General features: G+C 63.0%; 16 protein-coding genes. All 16 read right to left on the bottom strand.

Features of this window, described 5'->3' with window-relative positions; all coding sequences use genetic code 11:
* Positions 1 to 22 precede the first annotated feature (22 nt).
* Positions 23 to 892 carry an urea ABC transporter ATP-binding protein UrtD gene (gene urtD / locus MKZ87_RS24470; protein WP_416383555.1) on the bottom strand — a complete coding sequence of 290 codons (870 nt, stop codon included), beginning with the start codon at positions 890 to 892 and terminating at the stop codon, positions 23 to 25.
* Positions 889 to 1,968, bottom strand: a complete 1,080-nt coding sequence (gene urtC / locus MKZ87_RS24465; protein WP_085701010.1) for an urea ABC transporter permease subunit UrtC — start codon at positions 1,966 to 1,968, stop codon at positions 889 to 891. The genes urtD and urtC overlap by 4 nt, the downstream gene beginning before the upstream one ends.
* On the bottom strand, positions 1,968 to 3,470 hold the full coding sequence (urtB, locus tag MKZ87_RS24460; protein ID WP_266202082.1) for an urea ABC transporter permease subunit UrtB: 1,503 nt from the start codon (positions 3,468 to 3,470) through the stop codon (positions 1,968 to 1,970). Before urtB ends, urtC begins: the two co-directional genes overlap by 1 nt.
* A gap of 159 nt (positions 3,471 to 3,629) precedes the next feature.
* Positions 3,630 to 4,895 carry an urea ABC transporter substrate-binding protein gene (urtA, locus tag MKZ87_RS24455; RefSeq protein WP_085703434.1) on the bottom strand — a complete coding sequence of 422 codons (1,266 nt, stop codon included), beginning with the start codon at positions 4,893 to 4,895 and terminating at the stop codon, positions 3,630 to 3,632.
* Positions 4,896 to 5,100: 205 nt separating this feature from the next.
* Positions 5,101 to 6,111 (bottom strand): FecCD family ABC transporter permease, encoded by a 1,011-nt coding sequence (locus MKZ87_RS24450; RefSeq protein ID WP_266202081.1) that lies wholly within the window; start codon positions 6,109 to 6,111, stop codon positions 5,101 to 5,103.
* On the bottom strand, positions 6,108 to 7,055 hold the full coding sequence (locus MKZ87_RS24445; RefSeq protein ID WP_266202080.1) for an ABC transporter substrate-binding protein: 948 nt from the start codon (positions 7,053 to 7,055) through the stop codon (positions 6,108 to 6,110). Before MKZ87_RS24445 ends, MKZ87_RS24450 begins: the two co-directional genes overlap by 4 nt.
* Complete coding sequence (locus MKZ87_RS24440; RefSeq protein WP_266202079.1) at positions 7,052 to 7,840, bottom strand: ABC transporter ATP-binding protein; 789 nt, start codon at positions 7,838 to 7,840, stop codon at positions 7,052 to 7,054. The genes MKZ87_RS24445 and MKZ87_RS24440 overlap by 4 nt, the downstream gene beginning before the upstream one ends.
* A 191-nt stretch (positions 7,841 to 8,031) precedes the next feature.
* A complete protein-coding gene (locus tag MKZ87_RS24435) occupies positions 8,032 to 9,411 on the bottom strand; it encodes a PepSY-associated TM helix domain-containing protein (protein WP_266202078.1) in 1,380 nt (459 codons plus the stop codon).
* Positions 9,412 to 9,558: 147 nt separating this feature from the next.
* A complete protein-coding gene (locus tag MKZ87_RS24430) occupies positions 9,559 to 11,679 on the bottom strand; it encodes a TonB-dependent copper receptor (RefSeq protein ID WP_266202077.1) in 2,121 nt (706 codons plus the stop codon).
* A gap of 84 nt (positions 11,680 to 11,763) precedes the next feature.
* A complete protein-coding gene (locus tag MKZ87_RS24425) occupies positions 11,764 to 12,210 on the bottom strand; it encodes a DUF2946 domain-containing protein (protein ID WP_085703439.1) in 447 nt (148 codons plus the stop codon).
* Between the two features lie 21 nt (positions 12,211 to 12,231).
* The gene (locus tag MKZ87_RS24420; protein WP_085703440.1) at positions 12,232 to 12,711 is read right to left on the bottom strand and encodes a copper chaperone PCu(A)C; all 480 of its coding nucleotides are present in this window, start codon (positions 12,709 to 12,711) and stop codon (positions 12,232 to 12,234) included.
* A gap of 48 nt (positions 12,712 to 12,759) precedes the next feature.
* Complete coding sequence (locus MKZ87_RS24415; RefSeq protein ID WP_085701000.1) at positions 12,760 to 13,161, bottom strand: DUF2946 domain-containing protein; 402 nt, start codon at positions 13,159 to 13,161, stop codon at positions 12,760 to 12,762.
* 97 nt (positions 13,162 to 13,258) lie between these two features.
* Positions 13,259 to 13,549, bottom strand: a complete 291-nt coding sequence (locus MKZ87_RS24410; protein ID WP_085700999.1) for an addiction module antidote protein — start codon at positions 13,547 to 13,549, stop codon at positions 13,259 to 13,261.
* 257 nt (positions 13,550 to 13,806) lie between these two features.
* On the bottom strand, positions 13,807 to 14,535 hold the full coding sequence (locus MKZ87_RS24405; RefSeq protein WP_085703441.1) for a cobalt-precorrin-6A reductase: 729 nt from the start codon (positions 14,533 to 14,535) through the stop codon (positions 13,807 to 13,809).
* Positions 14,532 to 15,629 (bottom strand): cobalt-precorrin-5B (C(1))-methyltransferase, encoded by a 1,098-nt coding sequence (locus MKZ87_RS24400; protein ID WP_085703442.1) that lies wholly within the window; start codon positions 15,627 to 15,629, stop codon positions 14,532 to 14,534. Before MKZ87_RS24400 ends, MKZ87_RS24405 begins: the two co-directional genes overlap by 4 nt.
* Positions 15,622 to 16,833 (bottom strand): precorrin-6y C5,15-methyltransferase (decarboxylating) subunit CbiE, encoded by a 1,212-nt coding sequence (gene cbiE / locus MKZ87_RS24395; protein WP_085703443.1) that lies wholly within the window; start codon positions 16,831 to 16,833, stop codon positions 15,622 to 15,624. Before cbiE ends, MKZ87_RS24400 begins: the two co-directional genes overlap by 8 nt.
* Positions 16,834 to 16,872 lie beyond the last annotated feature (39 nt).

Genomic DNA, 16,872 nt, shown 5'->3' with positions numbered 1-16,872 from the left:
TGGGAACGATCTGATTTCCTCTTCAGCGGCCGAGATAGACTTCGATCACGCGCTCGTTGTCCTGCACCTGTTCCAGTGATCCTTCGGCCAGCACGCTGCCCTGATGCAGCACGGTGACGTGGTCGGCGATCGAGCCGACGAAGCCCATGTCGTGTTCCACCACCATCAGCGAATGCTTGCCCGCGAGCGACTTGAACAGTTCGGCGGTGAACTCGGTTTCGGCATCGGTCATGCCCGCCACCGGTTCGTCGAGCAGCAGCAGTTGCGGGTCCTGCATCAGCAACATGCCGATCTCCAGAAACTGTTTCTGCCCGTGGGACAGCAGCCCCGCCGGACGATTGACCGAGGAGGTCAGGCGAATGGTGTCGAGCACTTCGCTGATCCGGTCTTTCTGCTCGCCGCTCAACTTCGCCCGCAGGCTGGCCCACACCGACTTGTCGGTCTTCTGCGCCAGTTCCAGGTTCTCGAATACGCTCAGCGCTTCGAACACCGTCGGTTTCTGGAACTTGCGACCGATGCCGGCCTGGGCGGTCTGTACTTCGCTCATCTGCGTCAGGTCGAGGGTTTCGCCGAACCACGCCTTGCCGTGGCTCGGGCGGGTCTTGCCGGTGATGACGTCCATCAGCGTGGTCTTGCCCGCGCCGTTGGGGCCGATGATGCAGCGCAGTTCGCCGACGCCGATGTACAGGTTCAGATTGTTCAACGCCCGAAAGCCATCGAAGCTGACGCTGATGTCTTCCAGGGTCAGGATCGTGCCGTGACGGGTGTCGAGGCCCGGACCGACGCGTTGCCCGAGGCCGATCGAGTCGCGGCTGGTGCCTTCGTCCTTGTTGGGCTCCACCGGGAAAAAGGCCGGTTCCAGCATGAATTCAGCGCTCGCCGTGACTCTCATGATTCACCTCGTTTCTTCAGCAGACCGATCACGCCTTTGGGCAGGTACAACGTCACGACGATGAACAGCGCGCCGAGGAAGAACAGCCAGTATTCGGGGAAGGCCACGGTGAACCAGCTCTTCATGCCGTTGACCACGCCGGCGCCGAGCAGCGGGCCGATCAGGGTGCCGCGTCCGCCCAAGGCTACCCACACGGCGGCTTCGATCGAGTTGGTCGGCGACATTTCGCTCGGGTTGATGATCCCCACCTGCGGCACGTACAACGCACCGGCCAGACCACACAACACCGCGCTCAAGACCCAGACGAACAGCTTGAAACCGCGCGGGTCGTAGCCACAGAACATCAGGCGGTTTTCCGCATCGCGCAGTGCCGTCAGTACCCGGCCGAACTTGCTGCGGGCCAGGCGCCAGCCGATGAACAGACTCGCCACCAGCAGCAACACCGTTGCCAGAAACAGCACCGCGCGAGTGCCGGGTTCGGTGATGCCGAAACCGAGGATCGTGCGGAAATTGGTGAAGCCGTTGTTGCCGCCGAAGCCGGTCTCGTTGCGGAAAAACAGCAGCATCCCGGCGAAGGTCAGGGCCTGGGTCATGATCGAGAAATACACGCCCTTGATCCGCGAGCGGAAGGCGAAAAACCCGAACACCAGCGCCAGCAGTCCCGGTGCCAACACCACCAGGCACATTGCCCAGAGGAAGTTGCCGGTGCCGCTCCAGTACCACGGCAATTCGGTCCACGACAGGAAGGTCATGAACGCCGGCAGACCATCACCGGCAGCCTGACGCATCAGGTACATGCCCATCGCATAACCGCCAAGGGCGAAGAACAGACCGTGGCCCAGCGACAGCAGACCTGCGTAACCCCAGACCAGATCCAGTGCCAGGGCGACGATGGCGTAGCAGAGAATCTTGCCGACCAGTGTCAGGGTGTAAGCCGAGACATGCAGCGCACTGTCCGTCGGCAGCAGCGACAGCAGCGGCAGGGCGATCAGCAATGCGAGAACGACCGCGCCGATGGCGAGCGTGACTTTCGGGCCGGCCTTTTGTGTAGCCGTGACTAGTAGAGGCTGGTTCATCAGTCGATCACCCGTCCTTTCAGTGCGAAGAGGCCTTGCGGACGTTTCTGGATGAACAGAATGATCAGCGCGAGGATCAGGATCTTGCCGAGCACCGCACCGATCTGCGGTTCGAGAATCTTGTTGGCGATGCCCAGGCCGAACGCGGCGAACACGCTGCCGGCCAGTTGGCCGACGCCGCCGAGCACCACCACCAGGAACGAGTCGATGATGTAGCTCTGGCCCAGATCCGGGCCGACGTTGCCGATCTGGCTAAGGGCAACGCCACCGAGCCCGGCAATGCCCGAGCCGAGGCCGAAGGCGAGCATGTCGACACGCCCGGTGGGCACACCGCAGCAGGCGGCCATGTTGCGATTCTGGGTGACGGCGCGCACGTTCAGACCGAGGCGGGTCTTGTTCAGCAGCAGCCAGGTCAGCACCACTACGAACAATGCGAAGGCGATGATCACGATGCGGTTGTACGGCAGCACCAGATTCGGCAGCACCTGAATCCCGCCGGACAGCCATGCCGGGTTAGCCACTTCAACGTTTTGCGCACCGAACAGCAACCGGACAAGCTGGATCAGCATCAGGCTGATGCCCCAGGTCGCGAGCAGGGTTTCCAGCGGGCGACCGTAGAGGTGACGGATCACCGTGCGCTCCAGTGCCATGCCGATGGCGGCGGTGACGAAGAACGCCACGGGCAGCGCAATCAGTGGATAGAACTCGATGGCCTGCGGGGCGTAGCGCTGGAACATCAACTGCACGACGTAGGTCGAGTAGGCGCCGAGCATCAGCATTTCGCCGTGGGCCATGTTGATCACGCCGAGCAGGCCGAAGGTAATCGCCAGACCGAGTGCCGCGAGCAGCAGAATCGAACCGAGGGACATGCCGCTGAAGGCTTGGCCGAGCAGTTCGCCGACCAGCAGTTTGCGCTTGACCTGGGCGAGGCTGGTTTCGGCGGCGGTGCGCACATTGGCATCGGTTTCGACACCGGGTTCGAGCAAGCCTTCGAGGCGGGTGCGGGCCAGTGGATCGCCGGTTTCACCGAGCAGGCGCACGGCCGCGAGGCGCACCGCCGGGTCGGTGTCGACCAGTTGCAGGTTGGCCAGCGCCAGGCTCAGGGCGGCGTGGACGCTTTCGTCTTGTTCGCCAGCCAGTTGCTGGTCGAGGAATTTCAGCTGCGCCGGTTTGGCGCTTTTCTGCAATTGCTGCGCGGCGCTCAGACGGATTTTGGCGTCGACGGCGAGCAATTGGTGGCTGGCCAGTGCGGTGTCGATCAGACCCCGCAGGCGGTTGTTCAGGCGCACTGTCTTGGGTTGGCCGTCGACGGTCAGCTCGCCTTGTTGCAGGGCGTTGATCAGTTCGACACGGGCCGGATCGGGCTGCGCGGCCCAGGCTTCCAGCAGTTTGGCCTGTTGCATCGGGTTGGCGGCGACGAAGTCTTCGGCGTCCCCGGCATGGGCGGCCATCGGCAGCAAAAGTGCCAGGGCCAGGATCAAGCGGTAAAGGGCAGTGGGCATATGAAATGGCCTTGCGTAGTGATCGTTCCCACGCTCCGCGTGGGAATGCAGCCCGGGACGCTCCGCGTCCCAAAAGCGGACGCAGAGCGTCCATTGAGGCATTCCCACGCAGACGGTTCGACGCCTCGACGTGGGAACGATCAGGTTGAGCGGGTTAACTCAGTTGCTCTTCACCGCATAATCCGGCTTCTTGTCGTTACCCGGAATGAACGGGCTCCACGGCTGCGCACGAATCGGCCCTTCGGTCTGCCACACGACGTTGAACTGACCGTCGCTCTGGATCTCGCCGATCATCACCGGTTTGTGCAAATGGTGATTGGTCTTGTCCATGGTCAGGGTGTAGCCGGACGGTGCGGCGAAGGTCTGGCCGCCGAGGGCTTCGCGGACCTTGTCGACGTCAGTGGATTTGGCTTTCTCGGCCGCCTGCGCCCACATGTGGATGCCGACGTAAGTGGCTTCCATCGGGTCGTTGGTCACCGCTTTGTCGGCGCCCGGCAGGTTGTGTTTCTTCGCGTAGGCTTTCCAGTCATCGACGAACTTCTTGTTCACCGGGTTCTCCACCGACTCGAAGTAGTTCCACGCCGCGAGGTTGCCCACCAGCGGCTTGGTGTCGATGCCGCGCAGTTCTTCTTCGCCCACCGAGAACGCCACCACCGGTACGTCGGTGGCTTTCAGGCCCTGGTTGGCCAGCTCTTTGTAGAACGGCACGTTGGAGTCGCCGTTGACGGTGGAGATCACAGCGGTCTTGCCGCCGGCCGAGAATTTTTTGATGTTGGCGACGATGGTTTGATAGTCGCTGTGGCCGAACGGGGTGTAGACCTCTTCGATGTCCTTATCAGCGACGCCTTTGGAGTGCAGGAACGAACGCAGGATCTTGTTGGTGGTGCGCGGGTACACATAGTCGGTGCCGAGCAGGAAGAAACGCTTGGCGCTGCCGCCTTCTTCGCTCATCAGGTATTCAACCGCCGGGATCGCTTGCTGGTTTGGCGCGGCGCCGGTGTAGAACACGTTCGGCGACATCTCTTCACCTTCGTATTGCACCGGATAGAACAGCAGGCCGTTGAGTTCTTCGAACACCGGCAGCACCGATTTGCGCGACACCGAAGTCCAGCAACCGAACACCACCGCGACCTTGTCCTGGGTCAGTAACTGCCGACCCTTTTCCGCGAACAGCGGCCAGTTCGACGCCGGGTCGACCACCACCGGCTCCAGCATCTTGCCGTTCACCCCGCCCTTGGCGTTGATCTCGTCGATGGTCATCAACGCCATGTCCTTGAGCGACGTTTCGGAGATCGCCATGGTGCCGGACAACGAATGCAGAATTCCGACCTTGATGGTCTCGGCGGCCTGTACGGTCCAGGTCATGCCCATCGCGGCAATGGATGCCGTGAGTGTGAAAGCCTTGATCAAACTGCGACGCTTCATTGTGCGATCTCCATGAACGTTAAAGTTTTTTATGGTTGGCAGATGCGAACGACTGAAGGGGGTTTTGCAAGGGCTGTGCCCGGTCGGGTTTGGGCAGGGAAATGTCGGTTTAGAGCGGTCGCGCGCGAAGGCGGCGCACCATGAGGGGACGTGTTGCATGCAAAGGTGCAACGAGGTGCGCCAGATTGGGGCGCACCCGGAGGATTCAGCGGCGGCGCATCAGGCCGATGAAAAACAGGCCGCCGAGGGCTGCGGTGGCAACGCCGATGGGCAGGTCTTCCGGGGCAATCAGTGTGCGTGCGGCGACGTCCACCCAGACGAGGAAAACGCTGCCGAGCAACACGCACACCGGCAGCAGACGCCGATGCTCGGCACCGATCAGGCGCCGGGCAATGTGCGGCACCATCAGCCCGACAAAACCGATGGAGCCGCTGATCGATACCAGCACCCCGGTCATCAGCGAAGCGATCACGAACACCCTCAGACGCACCGCCCGGGCATTCAGGCCGAGGGTGACGGCGGTCTGTTCGCCGGCCATCAAGGCGTTCAGCGGACGGGCCATGCCGATCAGCAGAATCAGGCCGAGCAACACGCTCAGCGCCGGCACGGCCAACAATTCCCAGCGTGCCAGACCGAGGCCGCCGAGCATCCAGAACATCACTGCCGAACTGGCCCGGTGATCGCCCATGAACAGCAACAGATTGGCGATCGCCATCATCACGAACGACACCGCCACGCCGCACAGCAGCAGACGATCACTGTCCAGCCGACCCTGCCGGCTGGCGATGCCCAGCACCAGAAACATGCTCAACAATGCGCCAATGAACGCGGCGATCGGCAAAGTCAGCAGGCCGACGATTTCACCGACGTGCAGCACCACGATCACTGCACCGAGCGTGGCACCGGAAGTGACGCCGAGCAGATGAGGATCGGCCAGCGGATTGCGCGTCACCGCTTGCAGCACCGCGCCGATCAACGCCAGTCCGGCGCCGACCAATGCGCCGAGCAACATGCGTGGCACGCGGATCAGCCAGACGATGTGTTCCTGGCCAGCGCTCCAGTCCGGCGCGCCGAGGCCGAACAGCTTGTGCAGCAGAATCCGCCACACCACCTCCACCGGCACCCGCGCCGGGCCGAAGCCCAGCGACACCACGCACGACACCAGCAGCACCGCGCCGAGGGCAATCAGCAGCCAGCCGTAACCACGATTGATCATTCGCCGTGGAACCCTTTGGCCAGGGTTTCAACCGCCAGCACGTTGTCGATCCCCGGCGTGGCCTGCACGTAAGGGATGACGATGAAGCGCTGGTTCTTGATCGCGTCCACCGATTGCAGCGCCTTGTTCTTGAGCAGGAATTCAATCTTCTGCTCGGCGGTGATTTCGCTGTAGTCGACGATCACGATCACCTGCGGATTGCGCTCGACCACGGTTTCCCAGTTGACCCGGGTCCAGCTCGCTTCGACGTCATCGAGAACGTTGCGCCCGCCAGCGGCGTCGATCAGTGCTTGCGGCATGCCGAGGCGGCCGGAGGTCATGGCGCGGTCTTCGCCGCTGTCGTACAGGAACACCCGCGGTTTCTCGGCGGGCAGGTCTTTGCGGATGTCCGCAACCTGACTTTGCATGTCAGCGATCAGCGCGTTGGCGCGATCCTGCACGTCGAAGATTTTGCCGAGGTTGCGCAGGTCGTTGTAGGTGTCGTCCAGCGTGGCGGCCGGTCGCTTCATCACGAAGGCGCAGGATTCGGTCAGCTCATAGACGTTGATGCCCAGCGGTTGCAAGGTCTGCGGCGTGAGATCGCCACCCACGCGCATGCCGTAATCCCAGCCGGCGAAGAAAAAATCGACGTTGGCGTTGAGCAGGGTTTCCACCGACGGGTACTTGGCTGCCAGTTCCGGCAGACCGTCGAGCAGCGACTGCATTTGCGGTGTCACCGACTTCCAGCCACTCACGCCGCTGTAGCCGGCCATTTTCGACTTGAGGCCGAGGGCGAGCATCATCTGGGTCATGTTGATGTCGTGGCTGACCGCGTGTCTGGGCGCTTCCTTGAAGGTCACTTCGCGGTTGCAGCTGTGGATCGTCAACGGGTACCGGGTGGCCTCGGCGAAGGCGTGGGTGGTGCCCAGCAACAGAGCGAGGCAAAGCAGGGAGCGCACAGTCATGGTCGGGTTATCCAGGTGATTCGCGGGTAGCCGTGGAGGGGGTGAGGATCGATCAATGCTTCAACGCCGAACACGTCGCGCAGCAGGTCGACGGTCAGGACTTGTTGCGGGGTGCCGCTGGCGACGATTTGTCCGTGGTTGATCACATACAACCGGTCGCAGAATGCGGCGGCCAGGTTCAGGTCGTGAATGCTCGCCAACGTGCCGATCTGCAAACGCTTGACCAGTTGCAGAAGCTCCAGCTGATAGCGCGGGTCGAGGTGGTTGGTCGGCTCGTCGAGGATCAGCAGTTGCGGTTGCTGGGTCAGGGCGCGGGCCAGGATCACCCGTTGTTTTTCGCCGCCGGACAGCGTGGCGAAGGCGTGATCTTCGAAGCCATCGAGGCCCACCGATTTGAGGGCCTGGGTGGCGACCTGGCGGTCTTCCAGCGTGTCGCTGTCGAACAGGCCTTTGTGCGGCGTGCGACCCATGGCAACCACTTCTTCGACGGTCAGGCCGAAGGCATCCGGGAATTCCTGCAGAACCACGGCGATGCGCTGCGCACACCAGCGTGAAGGTTGCTTCCAGATGTTGTGGTGATCGAGTCTGACCTCACCGCGTTCCGGCTGACTGAAGCGATAGGCGCAGCGCAACAGGCTGGTCTTGCCGCTGCCATTGGGCCCGATCAGCCCGACAAACTCACCGGCGGCCACGTGCAACGAGGCGTCATGCAGCTGGAACTGGTGATGGCAGTGATCGTGGCCCAAGGGTGACCAGGCGAGATCGGTGAGGGACAGTGAGGTCATGTGTTGTTCAGCTTGAAGTCCATGAAGTGAATCCGGCCGTTCCATCGCCCGCAGTCGGTCAGCGCAAAAGAAAGCCCGCAGCGTGGACGGCGGGCAATGAGCTGAAATTTGGTTATACAGTAACACTTAAATCGGCCGAATATCAGGTCCGGCAGTTTAAGGACTTGTCTGAAACCTGCATCTCGCCAGTCTCATGATGAAGTTGAGGCAGATTCAGCTTGTCGGCCCAGACGCGACAGCAGCAGTCGATCCAGCACCCACACCACCACCAGCGAAGCGCCCACCAGCGGAAACACCACCGCCAGCACCAGCATGATCGCCACCCCGGTTTTCCACTTCGGCAGATCGTGGCGCAGCGGCGGCACGCCGAACTTGCCCTGTGGCCGGCGCTTCCACCAGATCACCACGCCGCTGACGGCACTGAGCAGGATCATCAGGCAGATCAGCAGCACGATGAGCTGGTTGAAGGTGCCAAACATCTTGCCTTCATGGAGCATCACGCCGATCTCGGTAGCGCGGGCAACAGCGCCGTATTGCTCGAAACGCACGTCGGCGAGGACCTTGCCGGTGTACTGATCGATGTGCAGGGTCGCGTCGTTGCGTGGGTCGTCGGCGAACACTGCGATGGTGAATACGCCGGTGGCAGTGGTCGGCAGGGTGATGCTGTAGCCCGGCTCGACCTGGCGCTCAACGGCGATGTTCTGCACGTCCTGCAGGCGGATGGTCGGCGCGGCCGGCCCGTGTTGCATGCCGCCGTGGGCCATGTGTTCGGCGTGGTCGCCCGACATCGGCATCGGAGTGTTTTCCATCGCCCAGGGCACAGTCTGGCGGGCGGCGTTGTTGAGGCTGCCGGCCTCGACGTCGGAGGTCGGCACGTTGTCCCACATCGCCGCCGGGAACACGTTCCACACCTGGGCGTACTGCTTGCCCCAGAAACCGGTCCAGGTCATGCCGCTGAGCAGCATCACCAGCAGCAATGCCGCGCCCCAGAAACCGGTGACCGCGTGCAGGTCACGCCACAGCACGCGGCCGCGACTGCTCAGGCGCGGCCACAGAATCCCCGCGGCCTGACCGCGCGGCCACCACAGGAAAACCCCGGATACCACCAGCACCACGCCCCAGCCAGCGGCCATTTCGATCAGTCGGTCACCGACGGTGCCGATCATCAGTTCGCCATGGATCGCCCGTGCGATGGCTTGCAGGTTCTGCCTGGCATCCTGCTCGCCGAGGATGTCGCCGTGGTACGGATCGACGAACACGTTCAGCTCATGGCCGGCATTCTTCACCACGAATTGCGCGCTGCGTTCGGCGTTCGCGGGTGGCAGGTACTGGGTGACCTGGCCTTGTGGATAAGCGCTTTTGACCTTTTGCAGCAAGTCATCGGCCGGCACGGTGTGATGACCGGCCGGGACGTTCAGCAGGCTGCTGTACATCAGCGAATCGAGCTGCGGCTTGAACAGGTAAATGATGCCGGTCAGGGCCAGCATCACCATGAATGGCGCGACGAACAATCCGGCATAAAAATGCCAACGCCAGGCCAGGTTGTAGAAATTCGGTTTGGGCTGTTTCATCACGAGTGCTCCGCTTGGCTTGGATCTTCTAGTTGTTCTGCAACCCTTGTGGGAGCGAGCTTGCTCGCGAAGGGGGCGGCACATCCAACATAAATGCCGCCTGTTACACCGCCTTCGCGAGCAAGCTCGCTCCCACAGGGGGAAGGGTTAGAAACTCATGTCCACCTTGGTCCAGAGCGTGCGCCCCGGTTCATTGATGGCTTGCGGGTCGTTGGCCGGGTAGCCGAACCCGGCGTTGCCCGCCAGGTTCAGGTGTTCGGCGTAAGCCTTGCCGAACAGGTTGTCGACGCCGGTACTGACCTTCCAGTTCTTGTTGATCCGGTAGGCACCGTTGAGCGAGAACACGCCGAAGCCCGAACTCTTGTCGTAATCCTTGCCGACCACGTTGCCCTTGTTCCGGTCGATCCGGTTTTGCGCGGCAACCACCCTCCACAGTGCGCCGGCGCTCCAGTTATCTTCGCTGTAGGTCAGGCCGAAACGGGCATCCAGCGGCGGCATCTGCGGCAGGGCCTTGCCGTCGCTGCTGTTCTTGCCCCAGGCGTAGGCCAGGGTCGCATCGGCTTTCCAGTTGTCGGTGAGCTTGTAAGCGGCACCGAGTTCACCGCCCATGATCCGCGCGTCGATGTTCTCGGCGCGGGAAGTGCTCATGCCCATCATCCCCGGGGTGTAGTCGAACAGGATGTAGTCGCGCACCTGGCCGATGTAGCCCGAGGCCCAGGCTTCGAGTTCGGCACTCTTGTAGTTCACGCCGAAGTCGAGCTGAGTGGTCTTTTCCGGCTTGATCGAATCGAACGCATTGACCGAACCCGCCGGGCCGGACTTGGGCGAAAACAGCTCCCAGTAATCCGGAAACCGTTGCGCGTGGCCGAGACCGGCGTAGAGCGTGGTCGGGCTGTCGGCGAGGTCATGCTCGTAACGGATGAAGCCGCTCGGCAAGGTGTCGGCACGGGTATCGCCGGCGGTCGGGTTCGGCCGGGACATCATTCCTGAGCCGGTGGTCTGCCGGAAATCCCTGGCCGAGGCGCGGTCGACCCGGGCGCCGGTGATCAGCCGGTCGCGGTCGGCGGCGTACCAGGTCATTTCGCTGAACACGCCGTAGTTGTGGAAGTCGGCGTCCTTGGTGAACGGCTGATCCTTGTAGGTATCGATACCCATGCCGCTGCGCTGACGGTGTTCGTTAGTCTGCGCGTCGAGGCCGGTAATCAGCTGGATATCGGCCCAGCGCCAGGTGGCCTTGATCCGCGCGCCGAGGGTGCGGCGGTCGACGTTGGACGCCATGGGCCCTGCCATCATCCCGGTGCCGGACGGCGTGCGCAGGGTGTAGTTGTCCATCACGTGGTCGGCGTAGTTGTAATAGACCTGAGCTTCGAGCTTCTCCAGCACGTCGGTGATGTTGGATTTCTCGACGCGCAGACCGAGGCTTTCACGCAGGAATTGCGAGCCGTCCATGCCGCGTCCGGCGTAGCGTGCTTCACCGTCGCCCTTGCCGGCGGTCAGTTCGATCAGGGTGTCGGCGTCCGGGGTCCAGCCCACCGCTACATCGCCGTTCCACTTGTCATAGCGCGAGGCAACGATGTCGTTGTTGCCGTCCCGGTAATCGTCGGAGTGCGCGGTGTTGCCGATCACCCGCACGTAGCCCAGCGAGCCGCCGGCTGCCGCATCGACGACTTTGTCGAAGCGTCCGTGAGAGCCGGCCAGTACGCTGGCGTTCACGCGGGTGCCGAGTTCGCCGAAGCTTTCCGGCTCGCGGTCGAAGAGGATCGTGCCGGCCGAGGCGCCCGGTCCGTAGAGCACGGTTTGCGGGCCTTTGATCACCGTGAGCTTGTCGTAGGTCTCGGGCGAAATGTACGAGGTCGGCGCGTCCATCCGGCCGGGGCAGGCACCGAGCATCATGCTGCCGTTGGTGAGAATGTTCAGGCGCGAACCGAACATGCCGCGCAATACCGGATCACCGTTGGTACCGCCGTTGCGGACCAGGGCGAAGCCGGGAATCGTCTTTAGATAGTCGCCGCCATCGCTGGCGGGCACCGGTTGGCGCGGGTCTTTCGGGTTGGTGACGATGGTCAGCGGCGAGCTCGGGGCGATGGCGGTGATCACCGTCGGGCTCAATTCGTCAGCGTGGCCGGCGTGTTCGTCGGCATGGACCAGCGGGGACAGCAGGACGCTGCAAAGGACGGCGCCAGCGTGCCTGAAACGAACACGGGACTCGTTCAGGGCAAAGGACGCCGGGGCAGAACCCAAGCGTGGGACAGCAGAAAACCTGGACATGACAATTTCCATCAAACAGTCGTAAACGACACGGCCGGCAGCCTGAAGCTGTCTTCTCAACCGTGTGCAATCAGAGTCAGGTGTTTACGCTGCGACGGGCGGGGCGCGGGTGCGGGCGCCGGGGAAGAAGGTCTGCCGGGCATGGCCCAGACGCGGGGAGGGTGGGGTGAAGGTGTTGACGAGAGGAATGCTGAAAGTGGCGAAGCTGCCGCCGCCAGTCAGCGCCGGGCAATTGAACAGCAGGCTGCAATAGCCGCATTTTTCCCACAGCACGTGGTGCGAGGATTGTGGCGGACAGTGTTCGGCGGTGGGCTGTGCACCGTGCCCGGAATGATCCATCCCCGGCATGTCCATCGACATGTCCATGCTCATCGGCATGGAGGTCGAGGCGTGCTGATCCATCGGCATCGACTGGGAAATCAGCGGGCCGATGAAGATCATCAACATGGCGAACAGGGCGATCCAGCTGCCGCGTGTCAGGTGTTCAGTCTGACGGCGTTGCCGGGAGGGCCTGGCGCTCAGGGGGCGCATGGGCGGAGTCTGCCGGAACGGTTACTGGGCGTGCGCGTGGGCTTGTGTGGCTTCCGGCGGCTTCTTCTGCACGGCAACTTCGACGGTCACGTCACCGGCCTTCTCGAAGTGCATCGTCAGCGGGAAGCGCTTGCCGTCAGTCAGCAGGCTGCGGTCGGTCGGATTCATCAGCATCACGTGATAGGCCATCGGCGCGAAGGTCACGTTTCCGCCGGCCGGGATGGCCACGTTCGGCACCTGTTGCATCTTCATCAGATCGCCCTGCATCACGTGCTCGTGCAGTTCGGCCGTCGGGGCGATCGGCGAGTCGACGCTGAGCAGGCGGTCAGCCGTCTTGCCGGCGTTGTGAATGATGAAATACGCGGCAACGGTCGGCGCGTTCGGCGGCAGTTCCTGCGACCACGGGTGGGCGATTTCCAGCTCGCCGGCCTTGTATTCGTGGGCATGGGCGAAGCACGCCGGCAGCAACAGCGCAGCGATGACGATGAATTTGTTCAACATGACAGTTCTCCAGAACGATTTGAAACGCAGGTCAAATGCGGGAACAAATCAAACCAGAGGGGACGCGCGGGGATTGAGGCTCGGCCATTGCTGGCGCGGTGTCGGAGTTTGCAGCAAGGCGGGCGCCACGCTGCGATTGCTTTCGTATTGGGCGAAATACAGTTGCGGCGAATGCCCCGGCAACGCCACCACCGGCGCCGATCCGGAACAGCACCAGCAATGCTGCATGGTCGAATGACTGTCACCGCTCTGCGGCGCTTTCTGATCAAGGCTACCGATGTCGATCGCCACCATCTTCGTCCCGCTGCCGGTGCAGAAACTGCTCCACAGCAACTGCTCGGCCGGCGTCTGCGCCGCCTGTGCCATCGCTCCCGTCAACGGCATGGCAAGCATGTTGAACAGCACTGCGAAGCAGGCGATCCAGGCAAATGCGAGCCGGTGTCGGTTCATGGGACAGATCCGTAGGGTGGGCGATCAGGCGCGGCTATTTAGCCTGATCAGGGCCGATAAGTAAAAAAGCGTCGTGCGGTTTGGTGTCGCAGAGGATTCAGCCTGCTACGGCATGCAACCGCAAACCCAGTGCCTTCATGACTTTCATGATAGTCGCGAATTCCGGATTTCCAGTGCTGCTCAGCGCTTTATAAAGGCTTTCGCGACCCAAGCCTGCATCTCGTGCAACCTGGGTCATGCCTTGGGCACGGGCAATGTCATTAAGCGCTGCACGGATAAGAACGCCATCGCCAGCATCTTCGTCAAAACAGGCGTCCAGGTAAGCCGCCATTTCCTCCGGCGTTTTAAGAAACTCTGCAGCGTCGAAGCGAGTGAATTTTTCGAACATTGGAATCGCGTCCCGAGGCAGGTTGATATTGCAAAACGTATGCTCGGGAGACTGCTGCAGGTAGTCAGTCGGGCTTTAAGTTGTTGTGCGTAGCGTCCGATTGACTGGTAGGACTCAAGTTTTTCGCTGTGAGAGCCGGCGCCATCGCGGGCAAGCCCGCTCCTACAGGATTAGCGTTGGACATCAGTTTTGTGATCGGCGTTAACCACTGTGGGAGCGGGCTTGCCCGCGAAGGCGTACTCAAGAGCGCAAAAGGCTCAGGGCTGTAAGTTGATGGTGAGTGCGCTGATGGCTTCATCCACCGTCGCAAATTCCCGATCAACCCCCGCCAACTCCGGCCGCTTCAACACCATCACCGGCACCCCGAGCTCCCGCGCCACGTCCAGTTTCGGCTCGGTCGCGGTGCTGCCGCTGTTCTTGCTGATCAGCACGTCGATCTGCCGGCGTTCGAACAGCGCCCGTTCATCCTCCAGCAGAAACGGTCCACGGGCGCCGATGACTTCGCAGCGTTCGTTGCCGGGGTAGACGTCGAGGGCGCGAAGAGTCCAGAACTGGTGCGCAGGGATTTCGTCGAGGTGTTGCAGCGGTTCGCGGCCAAGGGTGAACAGCGGGCGATGGAACGGCGCGAGAGCGGTGATCAGTTGCGCCCAGTCGGCAACTTCGCGCCAGTCATCGCCCGGCTGTGGTTGCCACGCCGGGCGGCGCAGGGCCCAGCAGGGAATGCCGGTGAGTTGCGCAGCGGTGGCGGCGTTGTGGCTGATTTGCGCGGCGTACGGATGGGTGGCGTCGAGCAAAAGCGTGATGCCTTCGTCGCGAATGAACTGCGCCAGACCTTCCGCTGCGCCGTAGCCGCCGACGCGCACCTGACACGTCAGATCGGTCGGCACCCGGCCCACCCCGGCCAGGCTGTAAATGTGTTCCGGCCCCAAAGTGCGCGCGATGGCCAACGCTTCAGTCACGCCGCCCAGCAACAGAATCCGTTTCATACAAAAGCCCCCGCATGGCCGACGATGCCGCCCTGACGATCGATCGCAAACACTTCGACCTGAACCTGCGCCGGCACCACGCTGCGGGCAAATTCAAGAGCATGGCGGCAGACCTCATCACCCAGCGCAACACCCGCCGCACTGGCCATGGCCAACGCCTGCTGGCTGGTGTTCGCCCCGCGAATGGCTTGCTGCAACGCATCGTCAGCGCCAATCGCCGCCGCCCACTCGGCCAGTTGCGGCAGGTCGATGCTCGAATGACGCGAGTGCAGGTCCATATGCCCGGCCGCCAGTTTGCTGATCTTGCCGAAACCGCCGCACAGGCTGAGTTTATCCACAGGCACTTTGCGCAGATGCTTGAGCACGGCGCCGACGAAGTCGCCCATTTCGATCAGGGCGATTTCCGGCAGGTCGTAAACCCGGCGCATGGTGTCTTCGCTGGCGTTGCCGGTGCAGGCGGCGATGTGCAGGTAGCCGTTGGTTTTCGCGACGTCGATGCCTTGATGAATCGAGGCGATGTAGGCCGCGCAGGAAAACGGCCGGACGATGCCGCTGGTGCCGAGGATCGACAGGCCACCGAGAATGCCCAGGCGCGGGTTCATGGTTTTCAGCGCCAGGGCTTCGCCGCCCTCGACGTTGACCGTTACCTCGAAGCCGCCGCGATAGCCGGTTTCTTCGGCGAGCAGGGTCAGGTGATCGCTGATCATCTTGCGCGGTACCGGGTTGATCGCCGGTTCGCCGACGGCCAGCACCAGCCCCGGGCGAGTCACGGTGCCGACGCCTTTACCGGCAATGAAGCGGATTCCCGGCTCGGCTGTCAGTTGCACGCGGGAGTAAAGCAGGGCGCCGTGCGTCACGTCCGGGTCGTCACCGGCATCCTTGAGGGTTCCGGCCTCAGCGCCGTTCTCGGTCAGCCGGCAGAACTCAAGGCGCATCTGCACCTGCTTGCCTTTGGGCAACACGATCTGCACGGCGTCGGCCGATGGGCCGCCGAGCAGCAGGCGAGCCGCGGCGAGGCTGGTAGCCGTGGCGCAGCTGCCGGTGGTCAGGCCGCTGCGCAGGGGCGCGGGTTGTTCGGCGGTTTCGTCACGCATCGAAGGGCTTGACCAGATCGAGCAGGGTGATCGGCAACGCCTGGCGCCAGGTGTCGAACTCGCCCAGCGGCTGCGCCTGGGCAATGTGGATGCGGGTCAACTCACCGCCATGGCGTTCGCGCCAGTTCATCAAAGTCATTTCGCTTTGCAGGGTCACGGCGTTGGCGACCAGTCGGCCACCGGGCTTCAATTGTTCCCAGCAGGTGTCGAGCACGCCGTCGCGGGTGACGCCGCCGCCAATGAAAATCGCGTCCGGACGCTCCAGTCCTGCGAGGGCTTGCGGCGCGCTGCCCCGTATCAGTTGCAGGCCGGGAACCCCCAGCGCATCGCGGTTGTGTTCGATCAGCTGCTGGCGACCGTCATCGGCCTCGATGGCCAGCGCACGGCAACTCGGGTGAGCGCGCATCCACTCGATACCGATCGAGCCGCTACCGGCGCCGACGTCCCACAGCAAATCGCCCGGTGTCGGGGCGAGGCGAGCGAGGGTGATTGCGCGCACGTCGCGTTTGGTCAGTTGGCCGTCATGCTGGAAGGCCGAGTCCGGCAGGCCGGCCAGGCGGGACAGGCGCGGTGTCTGCGGATCGGCCAGGCATTCGATGGCGATCACGTTGAGGTCGGCAACGCGCGGATCGTTCCAGTCGTTGGCGGTGCCGTCGATCCGGCGTTCGGCGTTGCCGCCCAGATGTTCCAGAACACTAAGGCGACTGGCGCCGAATCCACGTTCGCGCAGCAATGCCGCAACGGCCGCCGGGCTCTGGCCGTCATTGCTCAGCAGCAACAGGCGCGCGCCGCTGGACAACTGACTATTGAGGGCCGCCAGCGGGCGAGCCACCAGCGACAGCACGCTGACGTCCTGCAACGGCCAGCCCAGTCGGGCTGCTGCCAGCGAGCAGGACGACGGCGCCGGCAGAACCAGCATCTCGGCCCCCGGCACCTGCCGCGCCAGACTCGCGCCAACGCCGTAGAACATCGGATCTCCGCTGGCCAGCACGCACACCGCTTCGCCACGGCGCTCAAGCACCGGGGCCAGGGAAAACGGGGTCGGCCACAACTGGCGCTCGCCACGGATGCACACCGGCAACAGATCCAGCTGACGCTGACCGCCGATGATCCGCGAAGCGCCCATCAGGGCGCGCCGGGCATTCTTGCCCAGGCCCTTGAAGCCGTCTTCACCGATTCCTACTACTGTCAGCCAGGGTGACATCTGTAGCCCCTCAAAAAAGTGTCCGCAAACGCGCCGTTC

It is taken from the genome of Pseudomonas sp. MCal1 (assembly GCF_026341415.1).
GTDB lineage: Bacteria > Pseudomonadota > Gammaproteobacteria > Pseudomonadales > Pseudomonadaceae > Aquipseudomonas.
The sequence above is the reverse complement of the archived record's forward strand: the minus strand, read 5'-3'. Positions and strand labels throughout refer to the sequence as shown.